The sequence below is a fragment of the Niastella sp. genome (assembly GCF_045805085.1).
Classification (GTDB): domain Bacteria; phylum Bacteroidota; class Bacteroidia; order Chitinophagales; family Chitinophagaceae; genus Niastella.
In genome coordinates, this window is sequence record NZ_JBJMLX010000019.1 from 1 (window position 1) to 10,414 (window position 10,414).

A 10,414-nucleotide genomic window follows, 5' to 3' on the forward strand; every position below is an offset into this window, starting at 1 on the left:
CCATAACCGAACTGGCAGGTAAAACCCTGGCTATTGTTGGCTGGGGAAATATTGGTCAGCAAACTGGCCGCATTGCGCAGGCATTTGGGATGGAACTGCTTTATTATAATCCTTCCCAAAAAGAAAATGCATTTGCCCAATGGGTTCCCCTGCCCGAATTATTTGCCAAAGCCGATTATGTGTCGCTGCATTGCCCGCTGAAGCCGGATAATATGGGTTTTGTGAATAATGAGATCATTGAGGTAATGAAACCCGGCGCCTTTATTATAAATACCTCCCGCGGACAGCTCATCAATGAACAACACCTGGCCGATGCGCTGAACAGTGGTCGTATTGCCGGGGCTGCGCTGGACGTATTGTCGGTTGAACCGCCTTCGCCGCAAAATCCTTTGCTCACCGCCAAAAACTGCCTTATTACTCCACACATCGCCTGGATAAGCAAGGAAGCGCGCCAGCGGGTGATGGAAACTACGGTACAAAATGTAGCCGCATTTTTGAATAATAAGCCGGTGCATGTGGTGAATTAGGCAAAGAGCAAAAGGCAGGGGGCAAAGGTTAAAAGGAACTAAAGACTACTGAGGATTAAGAACTTAAAGCAGAAAACCTTATCTTCGCTCAACTTTTTGAGAATGAAGATTCTAATTCAACAGGTTATAATTACTGACCCATCATCCCCATTTAACGGCACAAAGCAGGATGTCCTTATTGAATCAGGAGTTATCAGGGATATTCAACCTGCTATTTCAGTGGAAGCAGATAAAGTTATCACAGGCAACCAGTTGCATTTGTCGCCAGGCTGGGTGGATGTGTTTGCCCATTTTGCCGATCCCGGTTATGAATACAAGGAAACACTGGAAACAGGCGCCCGTGCTGCTGCAGCAGGCGGTTACACCGATGTTTTTGTGATCCCCAATACCAAACCGGTTATCGATAGCAAAACCCAGGCAGAATACATCAGCCAGAAGTCGAGATCGCTGCCGGTTACGGTTCACCCCATTGGGGCGATATCGAAAGGCGCCGAAGGAAAAGACCTGGCCGAAATGTACGATATGCGCAGCAGTGGCGCCGTTGCCTTCAGCGATGGCCTGAACCCGATCCAATCTGCCGGTTTGCTGCTGAAAGCCCTCCAGTATGTAAAAGCTTTTGACGGTATTGTAATACAAATACCCGACGATAAAAGTATAGGCGCCAATGGCCTCATGCATGAAGGCATCATCTCCACCCGGTTGGGTTTGCCAGGCAAACCCATGATGGCCGAAGAACTGCAGGTAGCCCGCGACATAAAACTGGTGCGGTATGCCGATTCAAAACTACACTTCACCGGGGTTAGCTCGCCCAAATCGCTCGAATACATTCGCCGGGCCAAAGAAGCCGGACTGGCGGTAACCTGCTCGGTTACGCCCTACCATCTTTTTTTCAGTGATGAGGACCTAATGGAATATGATACCAACCTGAAAGTGTATCCGCCCCTGCGTACGAAAACTGATGTGGAAATACTTCGCCAGGCTGTGCTCGATGGAACCATCGACTGCATTGCCTCGCATCACCTGCCACATGAATACGACAGCAAGGTGCTGGAATTTGAATACGCCAAATACGGCATGACGGGACTCGAAACATCGTACAGCGCCATCAAAACAGCACTGCCCGTTATAACTGAAAGCCGGTGGGTAGAACTGGTGAGTATAAATCCAAGGAAGATCTTTGGTCTGGAATGCCCGGTTATTAAAAAAGATGCACCTGCCTGCTTTACTTTGTTTGAACCTGGGGCGCCGGTAACTTATACAACCGCATCCTTCCGGTCAAAATCAAAGAACTCAGCCTTTACAAACAGATCCCTGCAGGGCGCTGTAAAAGGAATACTTAATAAGGAAACCTTAATTCTAAACTAATACTTAATTGTATGACCGTTGAATCCTCTTCCTCCGCTAAAAATCTAGGGGTACTTTATGGACTTATTAACGGCGGGGTAGCTATTGCTTTTACAGTAATACTCTACCTGGGCGGTGCAAAAATGTTCGTAAACCCCATTGCCTATTGCGGCATGATTTTACCTATTGTTGTTTGTGTAATAGGAGGACTTCAGATCAGAAAACAACAGGGGTATCTTGAATTTGCGCAAGCGTTAAAAGTTACTTTTCTGATACTGGTAATAGGGTCATTGGTTGCAACGATATTCCAGTTTATTTTATTTAATTATATTGATGTTCCCTTCAGGCAGGCGCTGGCCCAGGAAACGGCACAGAAGGCAGAACAAATGATGCGTAAATTTGGCGCACCCGAAAGTGAAATAGAGAAAGCCGTTGATAAAACGTTGGACCAGAACAATTATACAATTGGCAGATTGTTGCTGGGTTTTGTTTTTGGTTGCATTTTCTGGTTCGTTGTTGCTTTAATTGTATCGGCGATCATAAAAAGAAAGCGATCGCCGTTTGAAAATTCTTTTAACCAATAGACTATGGATATATCCATTGTAGTTCCTTTGTTGAATGAAGAAGAATCGCTGCCCGAATTGTGTGCCTGGATCGAGCGGGTGGTTACTGCCAATAATTTCACCTATGAAATTATTATGATCGACGATGGCAGTACCGATACCTCTTGGGAGGTAATAGAACAACTCCGGTTAAAAAATCCTCATATAAAAGGGATCAGGTTTCAACGCAATTATGGCAAGTCAGCCGCATTGAATGAAGGGTTTAAAGCCGCTATGGGCAACGTGGTGATCACAATGGATGCCGACATGCAGGACAGTCCCGATGAAATACCCGGACTATACAAAATGATCATGGAGGAAAAGTTCGACATGGTAAGCGGTTGGAAAAAGAAACGGTACGACAATACCCTCACTAAAAATATTCCAAGCAAATTCTTTAACTGGGCTACCCGCCGGATGTCGAAGATCGATTTGCACGATTTTAACTGCGGGCTTAAATCCTATCGGCTTAAAGTTGTAAAAAGCATTGAAGTATACGGTGAAATGCATCGCTATATACCCGTGCTGGCAAAATGGGCCGGCTTTAGAAAGATCGGCGAAAAAGTGGTAGAACATCGCAAACGTAAATACGGCACTACCAAATTTGGCTGGGAACGGTTTGTAAATGGCTTTCTTGATCTGGCCTCTATTACGTTTGTAGGCAAATACGGCAAAAGACCCATGCACTTTTTTGGATTGTTTGGTTCAGCCATCCTGCTGCTGGGTTTTTTAATGATCGTATACCTGGTTGCATCCAAGTTCATAGAACCGGATTATGCCCTTACCAACCGGCCCGTTTTTTATATATCATTAACGCTGACGGTCATTGGTACGCTGATGTTCATTGCCGGATTTTTGGGCGAACTGATAGCGCGCAACTCAGCAGGCCGCAACCATTATTTGATTGAGAAGAAAATTGGGGTGGAGTAACATGGCTCATAAAACGATTGTTATCATAGGACCCGGGCATCCGCTACGGGGCGGATTAGCCACTTTTAACCAGCGGCTGTGCAAGGCGTTTATTGATGAAGGCCATACCTGTAGTATCTATTCCTTTTCACTGCAATACCCCTCTTTTTTATTTCCGGGTAAAACGCAGTATTCAACAGATCCTGCGCCAACCGATATTGACATATACCCGGTTATAAATTCTGTTCATCCCCTGAACTGGTTACAGGTAGGGAATGAATTAAAAAGAATTCGACCCGATATTATAGTAGTCCGGTTCTGGATCCCTTTGATGGGCCCGGCATTGGGTTCTATATTGCGAAGGGTAAAAAAGAACAAACATACCCGCATTATTGCTATAGCCGATAATGTAATTCCCCACGAAAAAAGACCCTTCGATACCCCATTTACGAAGTACTTCCTCAACAGTTGTGATGCTTTTATCACCATGAGTGATAAAGTAATGGCCGATTTACGCCAATTCGAAAAAAACAAACCGGCGAAGGAAGTATTGCATCCGCTGTACGACAACTTTGGCCAACCGATCTCAAAGTCAGCAGCCAGGGAAAAACTGGGTATTAATCTCAATGAGAAGATCCTTCTTTTCTTTGGTTTTATCCGTAATTATAAGGGGCTCGATATGCTGTTTGAGGCCATGGCCCTGCTGAAACAACAGCCCATTAAATTATTGGTGGCCGGTGAGTTTTATGAAGATGAAAAAGCTTACCAGGAACAAATAGCGCGATTAGGGATTAAAGATAGTTTGATCCTGAAAACAGATTTTATCCCGGACAGTGAAGTGAAATATTATCTCTGCGCGGCCGATGTGGTGGTACAGCCTTATCGCAATGCTACCCAAAGTGGGGTTACTCCCCTGGCATATTTTTTTGAAAAACCCATGATCGTTACCAATGTGGGTAGTCTGCCGGTACGGGTACCGAATGAAAAGGCCGGCCTGGTTTGTGAACCGGAACCAGCCTCACTCGCAGCCGCCATTACCCGCTATTTTGAACTTGGAGAACAATATTTTATACCGCATCTTCGCACCGAAAAAGAAAAATATTCCTGGCATAATCTTGTTAAGACTATCCTGGAAATTTGAAAAAAAGCCAATCATACTTTAACATCTTTTTATAAATGATCCACAGAAGCAAAGCACCCTTACGTATTGGTTTGGCAGGAGGCGGCACTGATGTTAGTCCCTACAGCGATCTGTTTGGCGGGGCTATTCTCAATGCAACCGTGTCGCTGTACGCCTATGCCAATATTCAGCCTGTTGCAGAAAAAAAGATCGTGCTGCAGGCCATGGACAGGCAGGAAGCGCAGGAATATGATTGGTGTACCGAACTGCCTGTTGATGGCAAACTCGATCTGTTAAAAGGTGTATACAACCGCATTCAACAACTATACGGCATGCCTGAAACCGGGTTTAAGCTGTCTACCTTTGTAGATGCACCCGCGGGGTCAGGTTTAGGCACCTCCTCTACCCTGGTGGTAGCAATTGTAGGCGCCTTTGCAGAGATGTTGCGACTGCCGCTGGGGGAATATGACATTGCCCACCTGGCCTATGAAATTGAACGGAACGACCTGAAAATGGCAGGTGGTAAACAGGACCAGTATGCCGCCACTTTTGGTGGGGTGAACTTTATGGAGTTTTTTGGTGATAATGTGGTGGTGAACCCATTGCGGATAAAACAACAGTATTTGTTTGAACTGGAAAATAACCTGGTATTGTATTATACGGCTACCAGCCGCGAATCGGCAAAGATCATTGAAAAGCAAAGCCAGAACGTGGTATCGAAAAAAGAAAAGCCAATAGATGCCATGCACCAGCTTAAGCACCAGGCGCAATTAATGAAAGAAGCCCTGTTAAAAGGCCGGTTGCATGAAATTGGCGAGATCCTTGACTTTGGATTCCAGCAAAAAAAGCAAATGGCGGAAGGCATATCCAATACGTTGATGGATGAAATTTATGCAGCGGCTAAAAAAGCAGGTGCTACCGGTGGTAAGATCTCCGGCGCCGGTGGTGGTGGATTTATGACCTTCTATTGCCCTGCCAATTCCAAATATGCGGTAATAGAAAAGTTAAAGGAGTTTGGTGGTTTTGTAAAGAATTACCAGTTTGTTGATCATGGCCTGACTTCCTGGACTATATAAACTCTAAAAAAAATTAAAACCTATGAATAATAAGATCGCTGACATCATAAAAGCATCGATCAGTACCAAAGAAACAATTTTGAAGGACCCCGTTTTGTTGGGGACCATTGACGAACTGGCAACCATCATTACCAGCGCCCTGCGCAATGGTAACCGCGTATATTTTTGTGGAAATGGTGGCAGCGCAGCAGATGCACAACACCTGGCTGCGGAATTTTCCGGCCGTTTTTATACCGATCGTGAGGCGTTGCCCGCAGAAGCATTGCATTGCAATACCTCCTATTTAACCGCCGTGGCCAATGATTACAGCTTTGATGTTATATATGCCCGTTTAATTAAAGGTATTGGCTTAAAGGGCGATGTGCTGGTAGGTTTATCAACCTCCGGTAATTCAACAAATATTTTAAAAGCATTTGAAGCTGCGCGCGAAAAAGGCATTATCACAGTTGGTTTCACCGGTGATACAGGTGGAAAAATAAAACCGCTCAGTGATTACCTGGTAAATGTTCCTTCAAAAGATACGCCCCGCATTCAGGAAAGCCATATTATGCTGGGTCATATTATTTGTCAGTTGGTAGAAGAGCAGTATTTCGGCAAATAAAGAAACATGATCAAAGAATGCATCATTCTGGCTGGTGGATTGGGTACGCGCCTGCGTAGTGCCGTTCCCGATCTGCCCAAGTGTATGGCGCCAGTGGCAGGCAAGCCTTTCCTGGCGCACGTTATAGGTTATTTTCAGAAACAGGGAGTAGAAAAATTCATCTTCTCACTGGGTTATAAATCTGAAGTGATACAGGACTACCTGGAAGCCGGATATCCTGCGCTGCACAAACAATATGTAATTGAAAAAGATCCATTGGGTACCGGCGGCGCTATACAACTGGCCTGCAGGCAGGCAACTGAAAAAAATGTGCTGATCCTGAATGGCGATACCCTGTTCTCCATTCAACTACCGGCCCTTACTGCATTTCACGAACAACACCAGGCGCATTGTACCCTGGCGTTAAAGCCTATGCAGCAGTTCGATCGTTATGGAGTGGTTGAAATCACCGCTGATGGCGCTATAAAAAGCTTTAAGGAAAAGCAGTTTTATGAAAGCGGTCTTATCAATGGCGGCATTTATGCAATACAGGTAGAACCATTTTTGCAGGAAGGTTTACCAGAGAAATTTTCTTTTGAAAAAGATTACCTGGAAAAATTATATACCGTACGGCCTATGTATGGCGTTGTACAGGATGAATATTTTATTGACATCGGAATACCTGAAGATTTTGAAAAAGCAAACCGGGAGCTGGTAAATTCCGGTAAGTAATAACCCAACGTAATGTTAGACCTTACAAAGATTGACAAATCCTGGACTTTATTTCTCGATCGTGATGGCGTAATAAATATTGAGAAGTACGAGGATTATGTGTATACCTACGATGAGTTTATTTTTTATGAAGGCGTACTGGAGGCTATAAAGGAATTGTCGGACCTGTTTGGCCTGATAATATTAACCACCAACCAGCGTGGCGTTGGCCGTGGATTGATGACAGAGGCTGCCCTGCAGGATATTCACACCCAAATGACCCGCGATGTAGTGAACGCAGGCGGCCGTATAGACCATATCTATTATTGTGTAGCCAACGACCCTTATGACCCCAATCGCAAACCCAACCCGGGGATGATCTACCAGGCTAAAAAGGAATTCCCCGCCATTGATCTGCAAAAGTCATTGATCGTGGGAAATAACATGAGCGATATGAAATTTGGCCGGAACGGTGGAATTCATACCGTATTTGTAAAGACAACCCACCCCGACCAGGCGATCCCCGACCCTGCTATTGACCTGGCATTTAATTCATTACCCGATTTTGCAAAAGCTTTACAGTTGAAATAAAATTTTATCAACCCTTTCACGTTCCTGTTGGGGAAACCCGGCAGGTATGGTTGTAATTTTACAAAAATCACCATGGTTACTGTTGAATTAAATCTATGAATAACCGTAATAGTAAATACTTTATTAGTTGCTGGCTGTTAGTGATCGCACTGATGGGGGTTGCGCCGGCATTTGCCCAGAAGGTAGCTAAGACCGATAGCAGAGAGTTACTGAAAAAAGAAGATTCCCTGCAAAAGTTATCTGCGAATATGGTGTTCAGTGAGGAGGCGGCCGACCGCTTTCGCTCAGACAGTGTATTCACCCGCATCTTTGTACGGGCGTTGAAAATAAAGAACTCGTTTTATTTCCCCTTCGACTCGCTGAATATTTCGAAACTATATTCTCCGGATAGTAGTTTTCGCATCTTTACCTGGCAGTTGAAGAAAGATGAGTATGTATATCTGCAGAAGGGAGTCATTCAAATGAATATGCCGGATGGTTCGCTGAAATTATTCCCGCTGTTCGATTATTCCATGTTCACCGCCAAACCCTTGGATAGTGTGCGTACCCGTAATAACTGGATTGGCGCCATTTATTACAAGATAATACCCAAGGAATTTAACGGGGTAAAATATTATACCTTACTGGGCTTTGACGATTTCAGTGTAAACAGCAATCGCAAATGGATGGAGGTGATGCACTTTAACGAACGTGGAGAACCGGTTTTTGGCGGCTCAGTGATCTCGTTTAAAGAAGATTCCGTTAAGCGGCCTGTACAGAACCGATTCGATATTGAATATAAAAAAGAAGCTAAAACTTTCTTTAATTACGATCCGGATAAAGACCTGATCATATTTGATCACCTGATCTCGGAAAGTAATGAACCGGAAAGAAAATCTACTTATATCCCCGACGGTGATTTTGAAGCGTTCAAATGGCAAAATGGCCAATGGGTGCATGTTGAGCGCCTTGATTTTGAATTTAAGCTGAAAGACGGCGATTTCCCCAAGGAATCATCCATTTTAGATGATGCAGGTAATGCCAATGAGCAGCGATTAGAGGAAGCTTCCCGCCGAAATATGGATAAGGAAGCAGGGGGAACTCCTTCACCACCTACGCCACCTAAAAAAGCCACAACTCCTAAAAAGAAGGGGTAACCGCTAACCGAGTAATTTATTCTTGGCTTTTATATATTCCTCTTCGGAAATGATGCCCTGTTGTTTTAACTGGTGCAGCTTTTCCAGTTCTGAAGCAATGCCACTACTGGTTGAGCCAGATGAGTATTTAACCTCTCCGGCTTGTATGCCCATGGCGGTAGCCATATGTTGGGCCTGGTTGGCCAGTTGTATATTTTGAAAATCGGCCTGTGCCAGCGTAATAGTATCTTTCAGGTGTCTGGGACCATGCACGTTAAAGTAATCTGTAGCGCCAATTTGGGCAGCTGTTTGAATTTTAACATGCCCGAAATTCAGGATATGGCCCCAAAGCGATTGGTTGTATGATACGTTGTTTATCTTATCGAGCGGACTTTCTTTGGCAAAATGATTCAATAAACCAGCTTCATCAATAACCCGGTAATTGGTAACCACCCAAATGCTCGCTTTCCATGTAAAATATACCGCTAAAAAATACAGTGAACCTATGAGGGCGGCAATCCAGCCATAGCGGTCTAAAAAGCCAATAAAATAAGAGGCAACCCAGCTGGCCAATGCTATAATTACCGGAACAATGAGTTTAACCCAGCTGGTATGAGTTACCAGTAAGATCTGTTCGCCTTTTTGAAGAGGTGTTCGCATAATGTAATTTAGATACAATAAACATTGAAAAACGCAGACTTACCAAAAGGGGAAAAAATTTATGAGTATATTTTAAAAAATGTATATCTATAGCGGATCAGTCTGCGGATTAGACCGACCCGGTGGTAACAGCTACCGGTTTTTTTATTTTATAGGTACCCCACCTTGATAATAAAAAAGCCCTCCCGATGCATGGGGAAGGCTATAATTCGGTTGTTTGTTGAGGTTGTCTCAATCATCCAGCTTCAACACAGCCAGGAAAGCTTCCTGCGGTACTTCCACATTACCTATCTGGCGCATACGCTTTTTACCTTCTTTCTGTTTCTCCAACAGTTTACGTTTACGGCTGATGTCACCACCATAACATTTGGCGGTAACGTCTTTACGCATGGCGCTGATGGTTTCACGGGCCAGTACTTTGGCGCCCACGGCGGCCTGGATGGCAATCTGGAATTGCTGACGGGGTAATAACTCTTTCAGTTTTTCGCAGAGCTTGCGACCAAAATCCTGCGAGCGGCCACGATGGATCAATGCGCTCAATGCATCCACTTTGTCTCCGTTTAACAGGATGTCCATCTTAACGATATCGCTTTCACGGTAACCGATAGGATGGTAATCGAAGGATGCGTATCCACGGGTCTGGCTCTTTAATTTATCGTAGAAATCAAAAACGATCTCAGTCAGGGGCATCTCAAACTGCAACTCCACGCGTGTTGTGGTCAGATAGCTTTGGTTCAACAGGATGCCGCGTTTGCCCAGGCAAAGCGTCATGATATTACCGATATAATCGGGCTTGGTGATGATCTGCGCTTTGATGCAAGGCTCTTCAATGCGGTCAATGCGTACCGGGTCGGGCATTTGTGTGGGGTTGTTGACAATCACCCTTTCGCCGTTGGTGGTATACGCAATAAAGCTTACGTTGGGCACGGTGGTGATCACCGTTTGGTTGAACTCGCGCTCCAGGCGCTCCTGTATGATCTCCATGTGGAGCATGCCCAGGAAACCGCAACGGAAACCAAAACCCAGCGCCTGCGATGTTTCCAGCTCAAAGGTGAGCGAAGCATCGTTGAGCTGCAGCTTGTCCATACAATCACGCAGCTCTTCAAAATCGTCTGTGACCACGGGAAAGATACCTGCAAACACCATCGGTTTTACTTCCTGGAAGCCGCGAATGCCTTC

11 protein-coding genes and 1 pseudogene are annotated in these 10,414 nt (G+C 44.9%); 10 read left to right on the forward strand and 2 right to left on the reverse strand.

Annotation, left to right across the window (positions count from 1 at the left end):
- The 10 genes from ACJ751_RS00960 to ACJ751_RS01005 all read left to right on the forward strand — a co-directional run.
- Positions 1 to 527: NAD(P)-dependent oxidoreductase (locus ACJ751_RS00960; RefSeq protein WP_407743493.1), on the forward strand; the 527-nt coding region annotated here is incomplete at its 5' end.
- A 102-nt stretch (positions 528 to 629) separates the two neighbouring features.
- A complete protein-coding gene (locus ACJ751_RS00965; protein WP_407743494.1) occupies positions 630 to 1,892 on the forward strand; it encodes a dihydroorotase in 1,263 nt (420 codons plus the stop codon).
- An 11-nt stretch (positions 1,893 to 1,903) separates the two neighbouring features.
- Positions 1,904 to 2,455 carry a DUF4199 domain-containing protein gene (locus tag ACJ751_RS00970; RefSeq protein WP_407743495.1) on the forward strand — a complete coding sequence of 184 codons (552 nt, stop codon included), beginning with the start codon at positions 1,904 to 1,906 and terminating at the stop codon, positions 2,453 to 2,455.
- Between the two features lie 3 nt (positions 2,456 to 2,458).
- Positions 2,459 to 3,403: a glycosyltransferase family 2 protein gene (locus ACJ751_RS00975; protein WP_407743497.1), complete on the forward strand. Its 945-nt coding sequence runs from the start codon at positions 2,459 to 2,461 to the stop codon at positions 3,401 to 3,403.
- Position 3,404: 1 nt separating this feature from the next.
- Positions 3,405 to 4,523 carry a glycosyltransferase gene (locus tag ACJ751_RS00980; protein WP_407743498.1) on the forward strand — a complete coding sequence of 373 codons (1,119 nt, stop codon included), beginning with the start codon at positions 3,405 to 3,407 and terminating at the stop codon, positions 4,521 to 4,523.
- 35 nt (positions 4,524 to 4,558) lie between these two features.
- Complete coding sequence (locus ACJ751_RS00985; protein WP_407743499.1) at positions 4,559 to 5,578, forward strand: dehydrogenase; 1,020 nt, start codon at positions 4,559 to 4,561, stop codon at positions 5,576 to 5,578.
- A 22-nt stretch (positions 5,579 to 5,600) separates the two neighbouring features.
- Positions 5,601 to 6,179, forward strand: a complete 579-nt coding sequence (locus ACJ751_RS00990; RefSeq protein WP_407743500.1) for an SIS domain-containing protein — start codon at positions 5,601 to 5,603, stop codon at positions 6,177 to 6,179.
- 6 nt (positions 6,180 to 6,185) lie between these two features.
- Positions 6,186 to 6,890, forward strand: a complete 705-nt coding sequence (locus ACJ751_RS00995; RefSeq protein WP_407743501.1) for a nucleotidyltransferase family protein — start codon at positions 6,186 to 6,188, stop codon at positions 6,888 to 6,890.
- 12 nt (positions 6,891 to 6,902) lie between these two features.
- On the forward strand, positions 6,903 to 7,460 hold the full coding sequence (locus tag ACJ751_RS01000) for a D-glycero-alpha-D-manno-heptose-1,7-bisphosphate 7-phosphatase (RefSeq protein ID WP_407743502.1): 558 nt from the start codon (positions 6,903 to 6,905) through the stop codon (positions 7,458 to 7,460).
- Between the two features lie 95 nt (positions 7,461 to 7,555).
- Positions 7,556 to 8,596, forward strand: a complete 1,041-nt coding sequence (locus ACJ751_RS01005; RefSeq protein WP_407743503.1) for a hypothetical protein — start codon at positions 7,556 to 7,558, stop codon at positions 8,594 to 8,596.
- A 3-nt stretch (positions 8,597 to 8,599) separates the two neighbouring features.
- Here the strand turns inward: ACJ751_RS01005 and ACJ751_RS01010 are convergent, their stop codons facing one another.
- Positions 8,600 to 9,235: a PH domain-containing protein gene (locus ACJ751_RS01010; RefSeq protein WP_407743504.1), complete on the reverse strand. Its 636-nt coding sequence runs from the start codon at positions 9,233 to 9,235 to the stop codon at positions 8,600 to 8,602.
- Positions 9,236 to 9,466: 231 nt separating this feature from the next.
- A pseudogene (locus ACJ751_RS01015) lies at positions 9,467 to 10,414 on the reverse strand (elongation factor 4); the annotation flags it as partial.

Excerpts from the sequence above, each read along its gene's own strand:
- ACJ751_RS00965 (WP_407743494.1), top strand. The coding sequence starts at position 630 with ATGAAGATTCTAATTCAACAGGTTATAATTACTGACCCATCATCCCCA.
- ACJ751_RS00970 (WP_407743495.1), top strand. The coding sequence starts at position 1,904 with ATGACCGTTGAATCCTCTTCCTCCGCTAAAAATCTAGGGGTACTTTAT.
- ACJ751_RS00975 (WP_407743497.1), top strand. The coding sequence starts at position 2,459 with ATGGATATATCCATTGTAGTTCCTTTGTTGAATGAAGAAGAATCGCTG.
- ACJ751_RS00980 (WP_407743498.1), top strand. The coding sequence starts at position 3,405 with ATGGCTCATAAAACGATTGTTATCATAGGACCCGGGCATCCGCTACGG.
- ACJ751_RS00985 (WP_407743499.1), top strand. The coding sequence starts at position 4,559 with ATGATCCACAGAAGCAAAGCACCCTTACGTATTGGTTTGGCAGGAGGC.
- ACJ751_RS00990 (WP_407743500.1), top strand. The coding sequence starts at position 5,601 with ATGAATAATAAGATCGCTGACATCATAAAAGCATCGATCAGTACCAAA.
- ACJ751_RS00995 (WP_407743501.1), top strand. The coding sequence starts at position 6,186 with ATGATCAAAGAATGCATCATTCTGGCTGGTGGATTGGGTACGCGCCTG.
- ACJ751_RS01000 (WP_407743502.1), top strand. The coding sequence starts at position 6,903 with ATGTTAGACCTTACAAAGATTGACAAATCCTGGACTTTATTTCTCGAT.
- ACJ751_RS01005 (WP_407743503.1), top strand. The coding sequence starts at position 7,556 with ATGAATAACCGTAATAGTAAATACTTTATTAGTTGCTGGCTGTTAGTG.
- ACJ751_RS01010 (WP_407743504.1), bottom strand. The coding sequence starts at position 9,235 with ATGCGAACACCTCTTCAAAAAGGCGAACAGATCTTACTGGTAACTCAT.